Source organism: Neisseria sp. P0008.S004 (assembly GCF_051962755.1).
In the GTDB taxonomy this organism is placed as follows: Bacteria; Pseudomonadota; Gammaproteobacteria; order Burkholderiales; family Neisseriaceae; genus Neisseria; species Neisseria subflava_A.
This window is the reverse complement of the sequence record NZ_JBQCUZ010000014.1, coordinates 1-16,439: the sequence shown is the minus strand read 5'-3', so window position 1 is coordinate 16,439 and position 16,439 is coordinate 1. Positions and strand designations below refer to the sequence as shown.

At 48.7% G+C, this 16,439-nt stretch carries 16 protein-coding genes; 12 read left to right on the top strand and 4 right to left on the bottom strand.

Features of this window, described 5'->3' with window-relative positions; genetic code table 11:
- The 7 genes from ACTHSW_RS10515 to apaG all read left to right on the top strand — a co-directional run.
- Window positions 1–80 (top strand): prepilin-type N-terminal cleavage/methylation domain-containing protein (locus ACTHSW_RS10515; RefSeq protein ID WP_440365307.1); only part of this gene is annotated, 80 nt, incomplete at its 5' end.
- Between the two features lie 141 nt (window positions 81–221).
- A complete protein-coding gene (gene hpnD, locus ACTHSW_RS10510; protein ID WP_070461646.1) occupies window positions 222–1,070 on the top strand; it encodes a presqualene diphosphate synthase HpnD in 849 nt (282 codons plus the stop codon).
- Window positions 1,067–2,371 (top strand): hydroxysqualene dehydroxylase HpnE, encoded by a 1,305-nt coding sequence (gene hpnE, locus ACTHSW_RS10505; RefSeq protein WP_070461647.1) that lies wholly within the window; start codon window positions 1,067–1,069, stop codon window positions 2,369–2,371. Before hpnD ends, hpnE begins: the two co-directional genes overlap by 4 nt.
- Before the next feature lie 95 nt (window positions 2,372–2,466).
- Window positions 2,467–3,186, top strand: coding sequence for an SDR family oxidoreductase (locus ACTHSW_RS10500; RefSeq protein ID WP_070461648.1), 720 nt, complete (start codon window positions 2,467–2,469; stop codon window positions 3,184–3,186).
- 186 nt (window positions 3,187–3,372) lie between these two features.
- Window positions 3,373–4,329, top strand: a complete 957-nt coding sequence (gene thiL / locus ACTHSW_RS10495; RefSeq protein ID WP_070461649.1) for a thiamine-phosphate kinase — start codon at window positions 3,373–3,375, stop codon at window positions 4,327–4,329.
- On the top strand, window positions 4,322–4,810 hold the full coding sequence (locus ACTHSW_RS10490) for a phosphatidylglycerophosphatase A family protein (protein ID WP_070461658.1): 489 nt from the start codon (window positions 4,322–4,324) through the stop codon (window positions 4,808–4,810). Before thiL ends, ACTHSW_RS10490 begins: the two co-directional genes overlap by 8 nt.
- A 96-nt stretch (window positions 4,811–4,906) precedes the next feature.
- A complete protein-coding gene (apaG, locus tag ACTHSW_RS10485; protein WP_003682575.1) occupies window positions 4,907–5,275 on the top strand; it encodes a Co2+/Mg2+ efflux protein ApaG in 369 nt (122 codons plus the stop codon).
- A gap of 67 nt (window positions 5,276–5,342) precedes the next feature.
- Here the strand turns inward: apaG and ACTHSW_RS10480 are convergent, their stop codons facing one another.
- Window positions 5,343–5,639, bottom strand: a complete 297-nt coding sequence (locus tag ACTHSW_RS10480; RefSeq protein WP_049323125.1) for a DUF2288 domain-containing protein — start codon at window positions 5,637–5,639, stop codon at window positions 5,343–5,345.
- A 270-nt stretch (window positions 5,640–5,909) separates the two neighbouring features.
- Here ACTHSW_RS10480 and ACTHSW_RS10475 point away from each other — a divergent pair, with 270 nt between their 5' ends.
- The 4 genes from ACTHSW_RS10475 to ACTHSW_RS10460 all read left to right on the top strand — a co-directional run bounded on the left by ACTHSW_RS10475 (window position 5,910) and on the right by ACTHSW_RS10460 (window position 10,177).
- On the top strand, window positions 5,910–6,635 hold the full coding sequence (locus tag ACTHSW_RS10475) for a metal ABC transporter ATP-binding protein (protein ID WP_070607635.1): 726 nt from the start codon (window positions 5,910–5,912) through the stop codon (window positions 6,633–6,635).
- A 76-nt stretch (window positions 6,636–6,711) separates the two neighbouring features.
- On the top strand, window positions 6,712–7,587 hold the full coding sequence (locus ACTHSW_RS10470) for a metal ABC transporter permease (RefSeq protein WP_003685375.1): 876 nt from the start codon (window positions 6,712–6,714) through the stop codon (window positions 7,585–7,587).
- A 79-nt stretch (window positions 7,588–7,666) separates the two neighbouring features.
- Window positions 7,667–8,572 carry a metal ABC transporter solute-binding protein, Zn/Mn family gene (locus ACTHSW_RS10465; RefSeq protein WP_107769222.1) on the top strand — a complete coding sequence of 302 codons (906 nt, stop codon included), beginning with the start codon at window positions 7,667–7,669 and terminating at the stop codon, window positions 8,570–8,572.
- Between the two features lie 267 nt (window positions 8,573–8,839).
- On the top strand, window positions 8,840–10,177 hold the full coding sequence (locus ACTHSW_RS10460) for a sodium-dependent transporter (RefSeq protein ID WP_070461652.1): 1,338 nt from the start codon (window positions 8,840–8,842) through the stop codon (window positions 10,175–10,177).
- A gap of 127 nt (window positions 10,178–10,304) precedes the next feature.
- Here the strand turns inward: ACTHSW_RS10460 and ACTHSW_RS10455 are convergent, their stop codons facing one another.
- The 3 genes from ACTHSW_RS10455 to ACTHSW_RS10445 form a co-directional block, all read right to left on the bottom strand.
- Entirely contained in the window at window positions 10,305–12,281 is a 1,977-nt protein-coding gene (locus ACTHSW_RS10455; protein WP_070461653.1) for a TonB-dependent copper receptor, read from the bottom strand.
- 211 nt (window positions 12,282–12,492) lie between these two features.
- Window positions 12,493–13,340, bottom strand: a protein-coding gene (locus ACTHSW_RS10450; RefSeq protein WP_107769225.1) for an IS630 family transposase whose coding sequence is annotated in 2 segments (ribosomal slippage) — window positions 12,493–13,025 and window positions 13,025–13,340 — 849 coding nt in all. Because the reading frame shifts where the segments join, the coding sequence is not laid out codon by codon here.
- Between the two features lie 197 nt (window positions 13,341–13,537).
- Window positions 13,538–15,181, bottom strand: a complete 1,644-nt coding sequence (locus tag ACTHSW_RS10445; protein ID WP_070461656.1) for a lactate permease LctP family transporter — start codon at window positions 15,179–15,181, stop codon at window positions 13,538–13,540.
- 393 nt (window positions 15,182–15,574) lie between these two features.
- Between ACTHSW_RS10445 and ACTHSW_RS10440 the strand changes: the two genes are divergently transcribed.
- Window positions 15,575–16,348 carry a FadR/GntR family transcriptional regulator gene (locus ACTHSW_RS10440; protein ID WP_070461657.1) on the top strand — a complete coding sequence of 258 codons (774 nt, stop codon included), beginning with the start codon at window positions 15,575–15,577 and terminating at the stop codon, window positions 16,346–16,348.
- Window positions 16,349–16,439 lie beyond the last annotated feature (91 nt).

The following is a 16,439-nucleotide window of genomic DNA, read 5'->3' as shown; positions in this document are numbered from 1 at the left end:
ATGGGGCAGCTGTACAGAGGGGCTACTCCTTGATACAGCTGTTGGTGGTGATGCTGCTGGTTTCGATATTGGCGACGTAGGATATTAGGCCGTCTGAAAGATACTTAAGAATAGCTTTCAGACGGCCTTGTTGTAAGATGAATTTTTGATATTGGCGTACTTTTTTAAATACAGATAAAATCCCTGTTAATTATTTATAACGATATTTTTTAGGATACACAGTGCTTGCTTTGGATTATTGTCATCAAAAGGCTGCAGAAAGCCATTCCAGTTTTTTATCCGGCTTTCGTTTTTTATCGGTAGAAAAACGAAATGCGCTCACTGTTTTATATGCTTTTTGTCGCGAACTAGATGATGTGGTTGATGGCTGTACCGATCCAAATGTAGCTCAGATAACGTTGAATTGGTGGCGCAGTGATTTGGAGAAAGTATTTAATAATGAGATGCCTGAGCATCCCGTTCATCAAGCTTTAAAAGATATTCGGGTAAATTTTGATTTGCCGAAGAATGAATTTGAAGCTTTGATTGATGGCATGCAGATGGATTTGGAGCAGGCTCGTTATGGTAGTTTTGATGAATTAAAGCTGTATTGCCACCGTGTTGCAGGGGTAGTGGGATGCCTTATTGCGCGGATTTTAGGTTTTTCCAATCTGAAAACTTTGGAATATGCGGACAAAATGGGTTTGGCTTTGCAGTTGACGAACATTATTCGCGACGTGGGCGAAGATGCGCGGCAGGGAAGAATTTATCTGCCGATAGAGGAAATGCAGAAATTTGACGTACCTGCCAATGTAATCATGCAGTGCAAACCGACAGATAATTTTGCAAAATTGATGCAATTTCAAGTGAATAGGGCGCGTGAAACTTATCGTGAAGCGATGTTGCTTTTGCCGGCCGTGGATAAGAAATCGCAAAAAGTCGGCTTGATTATGGCGGCTATTTATTATGCGTTGTTGAATGAAATTGACCGTGATGGTGCGCAAAATGTTTTGACTTATAAAATTGCGATTCCTTCTCCCCGTAAAAAACGTATTGCTTTGAAAACTTGGCTGTTTGGATTTAAACCATGAATAAGCGTCCAAAAATTGCTGTGATTGGTGCCGGTTGGGCAGGTTTGTCTGCGGCGGTCTCTCTGATTCATCGAGCTGATATTTCTTTGTTTGAGGCCGGGAGACAGGCTGGCGGTAGGGCGCGTGCCTTGTCCGGGAAAGATGATGGATTCAGCTTTTTGGATAATGGACAGCATATCTTATTGGGCGCGTATCATGGTGTTCAAACTTTGATGCAACATATTGGTGTTAAACCCGAGTCAGCCTTTTTACGCCAGCCTTTGCAATGGTACATCCATGAAGGATTACAGTTTCAGACGGCCTCTCTGCCTGCGCCTTGGCATTTGCTTGTCGGTATCCTGCGTGCGAAAAATCTTTCTTTTTCATTGAAAATCAAATTGCTGTCGGATATGTCGGCATTGCAACGGTGGGCAGCTCATCATAAAACCGATTTGACGGTTGCAAAGTGGTTGAGAACACGAAATGTTCCCCGCAGTCTGCTTGGCCAATTTTGGCAACCTTTGGTTTGGGGTGCTTTAAATACTCCGTTAGAACAGGCATCGTTGCGTATTTTATGTAATGTATTGAATGATGGCGTGTGGTCTGAAAAGGCGAACAGCGATTATCTTTTGCCTAAGCAGGATTTAGGGCGGATCGTAGCCGAACCGGCTTTGGCGTTCCTACTCACGCATGGTGCAAAGATACATCTTGAAACTCGTGTTTCACATTTAAATCATCATATCGATGACCGAATTAAAATCAATGGTGAAGTATTTGATGCGGTGATTTTGGCTGTTGCGCCATATCATGTTGACGCACTTCTGCCCGAAGATACGCCTGACTATATTCAGACGGCCTATCAATCGTTGAGTTACCATGCGATTACCACGGTTTATTTGCGTTATGCCCAAGCAGTCAAACTGCCAGCACCTTTAACCGGGTTCTCTGATGGTACGGCGCAATGGGTGTTACATCGGGGGGCATTGGGTTTACCGGATAATGAAGTCGCGGTTGTCATCAGCGTTTCCGATTGCACCGAGGCTTGGAAGGATAAAGATTTGGCCGAGAAAGCTCATGAGGACATTAAGCGGATTTGTCCGGATTTGGGTAAGCCTGAAGCCGTACGCATTATTACGGAAAAGCGCGCGACTACGGCGGCAACGGTTGATTTTGTACAACCAGATTTCTCATGGTTGCACCATCGCCGTATTTATCCGGCCGGCGACTATCTCCATCCGCGCTATCCGGCAACATTGGAGGCTGCGGTTCAGTCTGGCTTTGCAGCGGCTGAAAAGCTTATGCTGGATTTACAGGTTGAATAAACGGAGGCCGTCTGAATGTTCAGACGGCCTTTTTGACTTTACAAAACTTACCAAGCCGATACAATATCCGAAACCATAAAGTTCAAGGAAAAGTCATGACGACATTAGCGAACAAAACGATCTTGATTACCGGCGCATCCCAAGGCTTGGGTGAGCAGGTTGCCAAAGCTTATGCGACTGCGGGAGCGACTGTCATTTTGGTGGCGCGTCATCAAAAGCGTTTGGAAAAAGTATATGATGCCATTGTGGCTGCGGGCAGCCCTGAGCCGTTTGCCATCTGCTTTGATTTAATGAGCGCGGAGGAGAAAGAGTTTAAGCAATTCGCGGAAACTATTGATGAAGCAACCGGCGGAAAATTGGATGGCGTGGTGCATTGCGCCAGCTATTTCTATGCCTTGTCGCCATTGGACTTCCAAACCGTATCGGAATGGGTCAACCAATACCGCATCAATACCGTTGCGCCTATGGGCTTGACCCGTGCGCTGTTCCCATTGTTGAAGCAATCCGGAGACGCTTCTGTGATTTTTGTCGGCGAAAGCCACGGTGAGAAACCGCAGGCCTATTGGGGCGGTTTCGGTGCCTCCAAAGCCGCGCTCAATTATTTGTGTAAAGTGGCCGCGGATGAGTGGGAACGTTTTGACAACCTGCGTGCCAATGTTTTGGTGCCGGGAGCCATCAATTCGCCGCAACGTATCAAATCTCATCCGGGCGAATCGAAAAGCGAACGTAAAAACTACGAAGATGTCCTGCCGCAATTTATTTGGTGGGCAAGCCGAGAGAGCAGGGGGCGGACAGGCGAAATCGTCTATCTGTAAATATACCTGCTCAGAGTGGTTTGAAAACATGAGGCCGTCTGAAATCTGTATCTTCAGACGGCCTTTAACTTATTGAGTTTTATATCTAATAATATGAAAGTTTGATGTTTGACGTGTTAATAGGCACTCATCAGGCTGGCACAAAATTAGATATAGTAATCTAAGTTATAGTTGTATTGGATAAATATGACGGAATTTGACTTTATCAGACAATATTTGCAACGACAAAAATCGGAAGGTCTGATTTTGGGCATAGGGGACGATGCCGCTATTATTCGCCCAAGTAACGGATTTGATTTATGTTTTAGCGCTGATATGTTGGTCAAGGGCAGACATTTTTTTGAAGATGTTTTGCCCGAAGATTTGGCATGGAAAATGCTTGCAGTAAACTTATCCGATATGGCCGCTATGGGTGCCAAGCCACGTTGGGTGTTGCTCAGTGCTGCGCTGCCTGAATTGAATCAAGACTGGCTCAAACGTTTTTGCGATAGCTTTTTTGCTTTGGCCGCGCGTTTTGATACGGTGTTGATTGGTGGCGATACCACCAAAGGCGATTTGGTCTTTAATGTAACAATAGTAGGTGAAGTTCCGACAGGGAATGCCCTGCGGCGTGATGCGGCCGAAGTCGGCGACGATATTTGGGTATCGGGTCGGTTGGGTTTGGCTGCCGCTGCTTTGAACAAACATCTGGGGCATTATCAATTGCCGTCTGAAATCATGGCGGTTTGCGATGAGAAATTGCTCCGTCCAGAGCCGCGCGTTTCATTGGGTCAGGCATTGTTGCCGTTTGCCCATGCCGCGCAAGATATTTCAGACGGCCTGGCTCAAGATGTGGGGCATATTTTGAAAGCCTCTGCTGTCGGGGCGGAAATATTTGCCGATTGTGTGCCGTCGTTGCCTGAATTGAAAAATGTGTTGTCGCGCGAACAATGGTTGTCGGCAGTATTGGCCGGCGGCGATGATTACGAACTGATTTTTACTGCCGCTCCAGAAGATAGGGAACGCGTTTGTCAGGCAGCGGAACAAAGTGGCGTACCGGTCGCCCGAATTGGTAAAATTACTGACTCAGGCCGTCTGAATATTGTGGATGCCGAAGGCGGCGTATTGGAACTGACTTCTTTAGGATTTGATCATTTTGGCTGAACGTAAACCTACTTTTTCTTGGCTGTTGCACAAACCATTGTGTTTTTTGGGATTCGGTTTCGGCAGCGGCTTGTCGCCGATTGCGCCGGGTACGGCCGGAACGCTGGCAGCATTACCTCTGGCTTTTGTATTGTGCCTGTTGGGCATAGACGGCTGGATATTGCTTTTATTGTGTATCGCCTTGTTTTTCTGGGGTATCCGCATTTGCGGTTATACCGAGAGGGAACTGGGTATTCAGGATTACGGCGGTATCGTCTGGGATGAAATTGTCGCGATGCTGCTGGTGCTGTCGCTGATTCCGTTCAAATGGAGCTGGTGGCTGGCGGCTTTTGTTATTTTCCGCTTGTTTGATGCGTTGAAACCATGGCCGATCAAATGGTTTGATCGGCGGATTCATGGAGGTTTAGGCATTATGCTTGATGATTTGATTGCGGCTGCGATGACCTTGATGGTCTTGGGCCTGTTTTATTGGATCGCGTGATGCGTTTTAAGTGTTTCGACCCTTTGCAAAAATAGGGCGGATACGCCGGAATTATCCGGATTGAAATAAAATAAATACCATACGGGGTAAACAATTATGAATGAAATCGAGATTAACGTGGAGCCGCGTTATATGGCCGGTCAGAGTGACGTCTATCGCGACCGTTACGCCTTCAATTATCTGATCACCATCTGCAACCGCAGTGATGAAATCATTACTTTGCGTCAGCGTTTTTGGGAAATCACCGACGGACACGGTGAGACAGAGCAGGTTGGTCATGCCGGCTTGATTGAAGAGCAACCTGTTTTGTACCCGGGCGAAGCCTATGAGTACAACAGCGGTTCGCAAATCAGCACGCCTTGGGGCAGTATCGAAGGCGCGTATGAGTTTGAAGACAGCATCGGCAAACGTTTCGTTATCGGGGTGCCGAAGCTTGAATTCAAAGCAGGCTTTACTTTGCAATAGGTCGTCTGAAAAATGAAAAACCGGAACATGCGAAATGTTCCGGTTTTTCATTTTTCAGACGACCTTATCAGTCTTTGCAAGGCTGTACCAATACCCACGGCGCTACAACGACCGCCCACATTTCTTGCTTATCCGCTAAAAATGTGCGCGCCATATCATCGCTGACGGCACCGAATTTGCCTTGTTCCATCCATTGTTTCAATGGCGCGGCTTCATCTTCGGCAACATGACGGGCGACGGCAATCAAATCCAAATCGGGCGCAACATAGACGGCGGCACCGCGTGCGAAGTGGGGTTGCAGCTCTTCCCATGAAATGCGGGCAGTTTCGGTATTGAGTTTTTCGTTTAAGAGTGGAATAGACATAGGGCAATCATCAAATAAAAAATGGATTGTAACCGATATTCGGCCTTTTGCCCGATGCCGTCTGAAAACGAAAGAAATTTACAGGGTTAACGTTATACAGTATCATTTTAATGTTTTAATTTTCTTTCAGACGGCCTGTTGTCCGTATTCGGGCAAGGGCGGTTTTAGGCTTATGAATTCTGTATTGTTGACCGGATTGCTGCAAAGGCTGCTGATTGCGCTTGCCGCATTGGCGGCGTTGTGGGCTGTATATTTTTGGGCGGTGTCGCCATGAGTATCGTGGTGGAAAATCTGACGGTCAGCTATCAGCGCAGGCCGGTGGTGCACCATGTCGATATGGTGTTTGAAGATGGCAAAATGTGGACGATTTTCGGGCCGAACGGCGCGGGTAAATCGACTTTGCTCAAAGCCATTATGGGCTTGCAGAAGACGGACACGGGTAGCGTGCGCTATGAAAATATGGCGCGCAAGGACATTGCCTATCTGCCGCAGCAGTCGGATATTGATCGCAGCCAGCCGATGACAGTGTTTGAACTGGCGGCGATGGGGCTGTGGTATGAAATCGGCTTTTTCGGGCGTGTGAACGCGGCGCAGAAAAAGCGTGTGATGGCGGCTTTGGAACGCGTAGAAATGCAGGATTTTGCCACGCGCCAAATCGCGCACTTGTCCAATGGTCAGTTCCAACGCGTATTGTTTGCACGGATGCTGGTGCAGGATGCCAAATTTTTGTTGCTGGATGAGCCGTTTAATGCGGTGGACGCGCGGACGACTTATGCGCTGTTGGAAGTTTTGCGCCAGTGCCATCAGGACGGTCAGGCAGTGATTGCCGTGTTGCATGATTACGAGCAGGTGAGGGCATATTTTGCCAACACGCTGCTTTTGGCGCGTGAAAAAGTGACTGCCGGTGCGACGGAAAATGTGTTGACCGATGAATTTTTGGCGCAGGCCAATCGAATGATGCAGAAACAGGAAGCGGCCGATTGGTGCGCGGTTTAATGGACAAGGCCGTCTGAAAGTTAGTATTTTTCAGACGGACTAAGGCTTTCAGAGATTAATAAAAAAGCGATAAAACATGGATTTATATGATTTGGTCGTCGCGCCGTTCGCCGAATTTGACTTTATGCGCTATGCCCTAGCGTCGATTTTCTGCCTGGCATTGAGCGCGGCGCCTGTCGGTGTATTTTTGGTGATGCGCCGCATGAGTTTGGTGGGCGATGCCTTGAGCCATGCGGTTTTACCCGGTGCGGCCATTGGCTATATGTTTGCCGGTTTGAGTTTGCCTGCGATGAGCGTCGGCGGTTTTGCGGCCGGTTTGCTGATGGCTTTGCTGGCAGGTTTGGTCAGCCGGTTTACTTCATTGAAAGAAGACGCAAACTTTGCCGCATTTTATTTGAGCAGCCTCGCCATCGGTGTGGTTTTGGTCAGCAAAAACGGCAGCAGCGTGGATTTGCTGCATTTGTTGTTTGGCTCGGTATTGGCAGTGGATATTCCGGCTTTGCAGCTGATTGCCGTTTCTGCGAGCGTCACTATTTTGCTGATGGCGGTCATGTTCCGTCCGCTGGTGTTGGAAAGCATAGACCCTTTGTTCCTCAAGGCTGTCGGCGGCAAGGGCGGCTTTTGGCATGTGTTGTTTTTGGTGCTGGTCGTGATGAATCTGGTTGCCGGTTTTCAGGCATTGGGTACGCTGATGTCAGTCGGCTTGATGATGTTGCCGGCGATTACCGCCAGACTGTGGGCAAAAAGCATGGGTTGGCTGATGATTTTGTCTGTCGCATTGGCTTTGCTTTGCGGCTTGGCAGGGCTGTTGTTTTCCTACCATATCGAAATCCCGTCCGGCCCGGCGATTATTTTATGCTGCGGCACGCTTTATCTGATTTCCGTCGTGTTCGGTTGGGAAGGCGGCATTTTGGCAAAATGGCTGCGCCGCAAGAAACACCGCACGGCATGATTTTTCAGACGGCCGCTTGAATAATCAGGCGGTCTGTCTTATGATGATGTTAATGTTACGTTATATCACTGGAGAGAATATGAAACATTGGAAACTCGGCATCGTTGCCGCATTATTGACCGGTGCAGCTTATGCCGCTCCGCTGCCTGTTGTCACCAGCTTCAGCATTTTGGGCGACGTGGCCAAACAGATTGGCGGTGAACGTATTGTTGTTCAAAGCTTGGTGGGCGCAAACCAAGACAGCCATGCCTACCACATGACCAGTGGCGACATCAAAAAAATCCGCAGTGCCAAATTGGTATTGCTTAACGGTTTGGGCTTGGAAGCCGCCGATGTACAGCGTGCAGTCAAACAGAGTAAAGTTCCTTTCGCCGAAGCGACCAAAGGCATTCAGGCTTTGAAAGCAGAAGAGGGTGGCCATCATCATGACCACGATCATGAAGGCCATCATCACGATCACGGCGAGTTTGACCCACACGTTTGGACCGATCCCGTCCTAATGGGCACTTATGCTCAAAACGTTGCCAATGCGCTGATTCAAGCCGACCCTGAAGGCAAAACCTACTATCAGCAACGTTTGGGCAACTATCAAATGCAGCTGAAAAAACTGCACAGCGATGCGCAGGCTGCCTTTAATGCCGTACCTGCCGCCAAGCGTAAAGTTTTGACCGGACACGACGCGTTCTCTTACATGGGCAAACGCTACAATATTGAATTCATCGCCCCTCAAGGCGTGAGCAGCGAAGCCGAGCCATCTGCCAAACAAGTGGCTTCCATTATCCGCCAAATCAAACGCGAGGGCATTAAAGCCGTCTTTACTGAAAACATCAAAGACACGCGCATGATTGACCGTATTGCCAAAGAAACCGGTGTCAATGTCAGCGGACGTTTGTATTCTGATGCATTGGGTGGCGCACCGGCCAACAGCTACATCGGCATGTACCGCTACAATGTCAAAGTTTTGACTGATGCCATGAAAAAATAAAGCGGCTTAAGGATAAAGGCCGTCTGAAACTTGGAAAACAAGGTTTCAGACGGCCTTTTATATGCTTATTTTTAAAATAAACCGTCAAATTTAAAATATAAAAATAAAATTTATGCTATTAAAAGTTTAATTATAAAAAATTCATGCTAATTTGCCTGGTAAGTACGCACCATCCGTGCGAATTGCTTATCAGCAGTCTGGCAGCCACTCACGGCTTGACTTCACCCTGTTACAATTCGGCATCTTCACGTTTCTTAATATTACATCATGAGCAACCATTCATCTTGGTCATCCAAAATCGGCTTTGTGCTTGCTGCGGCAGGCTCGGCCATCGGTTTGGGTGCAATTTGGAAATTCCCTTATACGGCCGGTACCAACGGCGGCGCCGTATTTTTTCTTTTGTTTTTGATTTTCACCATTTTGGTGGCTTTACCGGTTCAACTGGCCGAGTTTTACATCGGCCGCACGGGCGGTAAAAACGCCATCGACTCCTTCAAAGTATTGCGCCCCGGTTCGCAGTGGCCGTGGGTTGGCCGCATGGGCGTGGCCGCTTGTTTTATCTTGCTGTCGTTTTACAGCGTGGTCGGCGGCTGGGTATTGAACTATGTGGTACACAGTTTTACCGGCGAAATTCACGTTGGCGCAGACTTTAAGGCCCTGTTTGAAAATACGATTTCTTCACCGTTTGGCTCGCTGTTTTACCAAGGTTTGTTCATGCTGATTACCATTTGGGTGGTCAAAGGCGGCGTTTCAGACGGCATTGAAAAGGCAAACCGCGTATTGATGCCGGGTTTGTTTATCCTCTTTATCGCGCTGGCTATCCGTTCGCTGACCTTGCCCGGCGCAATGGAGGGCGTGGCATTCTTGTTGAAACCAGATTGGTCGTATTTGAAACCGGGCACAATGCTGACTGCTTTGGGTCAGGCGTTTTTTGCGTTGAGTATCGGCGTGTCCGCGATGATTACCTATGCCTCGTATTTGGGTAAGGATCAGGATATGTTCCGTTCCGGCCATATGATTATGTGGATGAACCTGTTTGTGTCGCTGCTGGCCGGATTGGTTATTTTCCCTGCGGTATTTGCCTTCGGTTTTGAACCCGGCCAAGGCCCTGGTTTGATTTTTGTCGTGTTGCCTGCGGTCTTCATGAAAATGCCGATGGGTACATATTTGTTTGCCGTGTTCATGCTGTTGGTTGTCTTTGCGACGCTAACTTCCGCATTTTCGATGCTGGAAACCGTTATCGCGGCAACCATCCGCCAAGACGAGAAAAAGCGCAGCAGCCACGCTTGGGTAACCGGCATTGCGATTTTCATAGTCGGTATTCCTTCGGCGCTGTCTTTTGGCGTATGGAGCGAGTTTAAAATTTTCGGCAAAACCATTTTTGATTTGTGGGACTTCATTATTTCTGCCGTCATCATGCCGATTGGCGCATTGAGCGTTGCCGTGTTTACGTCATGGGTTCAAGATAAACAGTCCGTTCTGCGCGATGCAGGCATGGGCAGTACCATTCCGAAACAGCTGCTTTACCTGTGGCTGGGTGTGCTTCGCTATCTTGCGCCGATTGCGATTATTGTGGTGTTCATCAACTCTTTGGGTTTGATTTAATCTGATAGTGAGAAAACAGTCCGGTGTTGCATTGCTTCGACGGACTGTTTGTTTAAAAATATCCTTAAAAATATTAAGGCCGTCTGAAAATTTTTCAGACGGCCTTTTTATATACGCGCGAGGCTGATTAGAACTTCGCTTGCAGTCTCAGCCATGCAGTACGGCCGGGTTCGTTCACGCGCATGGTTTGTGTACCGGCAGACGGGTCGCCGCCGCGGCTGACGAATTCAGCATAGGTTTTGTTGAACACGTTGTCCACGCCGCCTTGCAATGTGGCGTATTTGCTGAATTTCCAACCGGCATTGAGCGAGAGTACGCCAAAGCCTGAAGAGGCACCGATGTCTTGGCCGACGATATTACCTTGGCCTTTGCTGTAACGGTTTTGTTTGGCTACGACGCGCCATAATGCTCCTGCGCTGAATTTGCCGTTGTCAAAGGCGAGGGTGTTGTTCCACTCGAGCGGCGGGGTTTGTGCCAAAGGTTTGCCGTCGGTACGGTTTTTGCCGTGGGTGTAGGCGAGGCTGGTGCCAACTTCCCAGTTAGGCGCAAATGCCCATTTGACTTCGGCTTCGCCGCCAAAGCGTGAAGCGTTGATGTTGCGTACGTTGAAATCCATGCCTTGGCGCTCCATCATGATGAAGTCTTTGATGTTGCTGCCGAATACGGATACAGATGCGTGGAGGTTAGGACGTTTCCAGATTACACCAGCATCGATTTGGCGGTTTTGCTCTGCGCGGATGGCTTTGTTTTCGGAGCGCAGGCGTTCCCAGTAGTCAGGCGCACGTTCGGCAATACCGAAGCCGGCATAGTATTTCAGGCCGTTGTCCGTATTTCTTTCCCAACGCAGGAAGCCTGAGTTCAAATTGAATTTTTGATGTTTCAAAACGGGGTTGGTCACGCGCGCGGTATCGTAATGCGCTTTGACTTGGTCATGGCGCAAACCTGCTACCCAGCGTTGATTGTCGGTTTGCTGCCAAGAGGCTTCGGTGAAAATACCCCATTGTTTGAAACTTTGGTTGGGCATGTAAGGCTTGTGGCTGTAGCCGTCGCCACCACGCTCCATGCGTGCGACGTGGACGTCGTCCAGATAATCCAAACCGGTTTGCAGGTTGAGCTTGTCCCAGTCGAAAGTGGCTTTCAGACGGCCTGTATCGGTATTGCGTTTAGGGTTGTTGGCATTTTTAATCTGCATACCGGCAGGGGTGCGGATGGTACGCAGGCTGTATGTGTCCATCACGTGGTCGATTTCGCTTTTACCATAGCGCAGTTCCAACTCGCTGAACCATGGGGTAAGGTTGCGTTGGGTAAAGCGGATGTTCCATGCATCACGGTCGAATTTGCTGCCGTCCATCATGCGGTCGGCGTAGGCAACCTTGGCCCTGCTGCGCTCGTATGTGCCGGCAATGGTGGTGTTTTCGGTCGGGGTGATGCCCAGTTGCAGCATTTGGCTGTCACGTTTGAAGTTGGAGTGAATGCGGTTGCCGTCGCCGTCTTTGTAATCGTCGGCTTCGTTATGGGAAATATTGCTGCGGACGTAGCCGTATTTGCCGCCGAACTCGGCTTCCAACGAGCCGTCAAGACGGTCGTTGCTGCCTGCCGTCAGGGTAGCGTTAACGTTGTAAGGTTTTTCAGTGAAATCAGGGTCTTTGCGGATAAATTGCACCGAGCCGCTGACCAATCCCATGCCTTGGGTTACGGTTTGCGGGCCTTTGGTAACGACAACTTTATCAAACGAATTGGGGTGGATATAGGCAGTCGGCGGGTCCATGCGCATACCGCAACCGCCATAAATAAACTGGTCATCGGCATTGACGGAGAGGCGCGAGCCGCCCAAACCGCGGAACAGCGGATCGCCCGAGCTGCCGCCTTTGCGGATGATGCTCATGTTGGGCACGGATTGTAAAAGGTCTGCCCCGTCTCCGGCAGGGAGGGGTTGCAAAGCAGCTTTGGGGTTGAAAGTAACGCGATTGGCTTTTTCTTGTTGTGTGCCGGTGACGGTGACAGGGGAAAGGGTAACCGTTTCTTCAGGTGTAGGGTTAGTCTCTGCCCATGCTTGGGATACGGCTAAGACGATAGGCAAGATAAGTAATGGTGGGTATTTCATATCGTTTCTCTCTATTATTAGGAATTATATTAACTAATACCTAGGTATTATACATAAAGTCTAGTGAAATAGAAGCAGTGGGATTTTAATCTAAATCAATATTTTCAGATTTTTGGCGTATAGGTTGTTTATTAAGATTGGTCATACCAAAATATTGATTTGAAGACATTGGTGAGGTTAATCAATAAAAATGAATGTGTTTGAATTATAGTCAATTAAAATCAAAATAGGACAGTAACGCATCGTCAAATCGGGCGTAATCAGACAATACGGTTCGCAGATACCGCTTAATATTCGCCCACACCTTCTCAATCGGGTTGAGCTCAGGTGAATAAGGTGCAAGAGGCAATACCTTATGTCCCAATTTTTCCGCCATTTCCCGTAAGACACCCATACGGTGAAATCGCGCATTATCTAAAATAATCACCGATTTTTGAGTCAATGCGGGCCGTAGGCATTGCTGAAACCACGCTTCAAAAAAGACTCCGGTCATCGTATTTTGATAAACCATCGGAGCAATCAGCCGGTTGCCGACTTGTGCGGACACCAGAGATAAGCGTCGGTATCTTTTTCCACTTATCTGCGCTTTCACTATTTGCCCTTTCAGGCTGCGGGCATAGGGACGGAACAGGTAGCGGTCAAATCCTGTTTCATCCAAATAAACGCGTTGGTAGTCGGAAAATTCGGCCAGCTGTGTCAAATAATGCGTTACTTTGGCCGGATCTTGTTCTTTGTAAGTGGTGGTCTTTTTTTGCGCGTCATCCCCATCTGTTTGAGTGCATAGCAAACGGCGGCTGGCGTACAATCAAAATGTTTGGCGATTTTATGCAGATAGGCATCCTGGTGTTGCCCAACATATTGAGCCGGTTTTTGCCTATCCAATTTGACGGCATTTAGACCGGTAACTTGATGTTTTAGGCTGCCTGTTTGTTTTTTAAGGCGAATCCACAGGTAAAGCGTGTTTCTTGACAAGTTAAACGTTGCTGCGGTTTGGCTGATGTTTTTGCATTGTTCGTAATAGTTTAAAGCTTTGTTTCTTAAGTCCGCAGAGTATGCCATGGTTAAACCTTCAAAGTTGAGTATTGTACCATTTTGTTTTTAATTGACTATAACTTAAGCCATCTTCGATTCACGCATTCCCCTACTGTTTAAACGAAACGGAAATGACGGTAAACCCGATCACGCCCACAACGACAAAAAGGTCGTCTGAAACCCAAATTGGATTTCAGACGACCTTTTATTTCAAGCCGGTTGGCTTATTTGTTGAAGAAAACCAGCGTCCACGGCAAAACATAAGCTTGCAGCAGGGTCAGCAGGCCGACGAAGGTACAGAAAATCAAGCTGTGTTTCACGGTGAAGCGGAACAGGTTGGATTCTTTGCCTTCCAGACCGACTGCCGCGCAGGCGATGGCGATGGATTGCGGCGAAATCATTTTGCCGGTCACGCCGCCGGTGGTGTTGGCAGCGACGGTCAGCTCGGGTACGACGTTGATTTGATGCGCGGTGCTGGCTTGCAGCGAACCGAAGAGCGCGTTGGCGGAGGTGTCCGAACCGGTCAGGAATACGCCCAGCCAGCCGAGGAACGGCGAGAAGAACGGGAACACGGTGCCGGTGGCGGCGAGGACGAGTGCCAATGTGGACGACAGGCCTGAATAGTTTGCCACGAATGCAAAGCCAAGTACCAAGCCGATAGACAGGATGGACAGGCGCAGTTCTTTGAGCGTTTCAAAGAAAGTGCTGACGGCTTCGGAGGGTTTCATTTTCAGCAAAGCGGCGGAAACGATGGAAGCAAACAGGATTGCCGTACCGACTGCGCCGAGGAGGTCAATTTTGAACACGGCGGCGTATGGTGTCGGTTCGCTGACGATGGGCGCGGCTTTTTGTACCAAGTTGTGCAGCATCGGCCAGTCGAATTTGATGGTGGCAACGCCCAAAGCCTCTTTAACACCCTTAATCGTCCACACGCTGACGAAAACGGTCAGGATGGCGAAAGGCGACCAGGCTTTGATGATTTGCCCGGCAGTGTATTCGCCCGCTTTGCGTTCGGACGGTTTTTTCATGCCGTTGAAGGTGAAGATTTCTTTAGGCTGCCATTTTTTCAGGAAGGCAGACAGGCAGACCAGGCTGACCAATGCGGAGGTCACGTCGGGTAACTCGGGGCCGATGAAGTTGGCGGTAATGAACTGGGTAGTGGCGAAAGACACGCCTGCCACCAATACGGCAGGCCAAGTTTGGCGTATGCCGCGCATACCGTCCATCATGGCGACCAACCAGAAAGGAACGATAATCGACAGGATCGGCAGTTGGCGGCCGGCGACCTGACCGATGTGGTAAGGGTCGAGGTTGGACACTTGACCGGCAACCAAGATTGGAATACCCATCGCACCGAAAGCCACGGGTGCGGTATTGGCAATCAAACACAAACCGGCGGCGTAGAGCGGGTTAAAGCCTAAGCCCACCAACAACGAGGCGGTAATCGCCACCGGCGCGCCGAAGCCTGCCGCACCTTCGAGGAATGCGCCGAAGGAGAAGCCAACCAGCAACATTTGCAGGCGTTGGTCTTCGGTAATCGAAATCACGGAAGCGCGGATGATGTCGAACTGCCCTGTTTTCACAGTAATTTTATACAGGAACACAGCAGTAACGATAATCCATGCAATCGGCCACAAACCGTAGGCAAAGCCGTACAGCGCGGAAGAAACCGCCATGCCCGCAGGCATTCCGAAACCTAATACGGCAACGCCAAGTGCAATCAGCAGCGTATAAAGCCCCGCCTGATAACCCTTGAGCTTCAAGACGGTCAGTGCAACAAAGAAAAAGATAATGGGCAGGAGGGCGACGGCTGCCGTCAAATACAGGCTGCCGCCCACTGCGGTATAGTTTTGAATCCAAGTTTCCATTGGGAAAATCTCCGAATATTTTTCTAATATACTTTCCTAAATTGGTAAAACCAATTTTTTGAACGGAGGACACTTTACGAAACTTTAATATGGCAGTCAATTATTTTTTTAAGCAACCTTGCTACATAAGTGCAAAATTGTTATTTAATTTTAAATAAAACAAAACATTATATGAATTGTAAAAATGTAACCCGATATAGTTTTAAACCATATTCGGGTAGAACAAGCCATATTGACGGGATATGGCCGGTTAATTAGAATACCGCGACATTGGGCACACCAATTTGGTCATGCCAATTTTGACGCAGATTGCCATTTCAGACGACCTGCCGCATCACATTATCGGATTTGAGTCTTCTTCATAGGAAAATATGAAGAAAAAGAGGAATTACAATGACAAAACTGGTTCGGCCACAAAAAATCAGCGACCAAATATTGTCGATATTAGAAGAACGGATTGCGACTGGCGTTTACGAAAAAGGCGGCAAAATCCCGCCCGAACGTACCTTGGCGGAAGAATTCGGCGTATCGCGCCCCTCGGTCAGGGTCGCGCTGAACATCCTGATTGCGCGGCAGGTTTTGGAAGCGCGTCAGGGCGATGGCTATTACGTTTCCGTCAAACCGCAACAAGATTTCCTCCAAAGCTGGCAGGAATTGCTCGGCAAACATACCAACTGGGAAACCGACGTTTTCGATTTCAGCTGTCACGTTGAAGGCTGTATGGCGGCACTGGCCGCCGAAAGACGGACTGACGCCGACTTGAAACGGATTGACTTTTGGCGGCAGAAATTTGAAGCGGCCTGCGAAAGCGGAAATTTGGAGCATCAAGCCGAAGCAGACGTTAGCTTCCATCAAACCATTGCCGATGCCGCACACAATATCCTGTTCAGCCACCTTTCCAGCAGCCTGCTCAAAATGCTTTATCAGCAAACACGCAGCGGCATTATCTATATCCATCAAACCGAAGACCCGCGCCCGACGCTGATTGCCCAGCACAGTGCTATTTTTGAAGCCATTGTCCAGGCCAAACCAGCCGAGGCGGCGGAAGCGGCAAAACTGCATTTGAATTATGTCGCCCGCCGCATTTTGCAGGACAGGGAATATCAAAGCCACAGCGAGCATGCGGACGTATTGGCGCAAAATGATTTGAAACGGGTAGATTGGTAGCGTTTAAAAATAATGGGTATACGGATTTAATGGTTGATGGGGCACCTTCACCCCATCAATCTGATACCACCCTCAGATGGTTGATAGATCG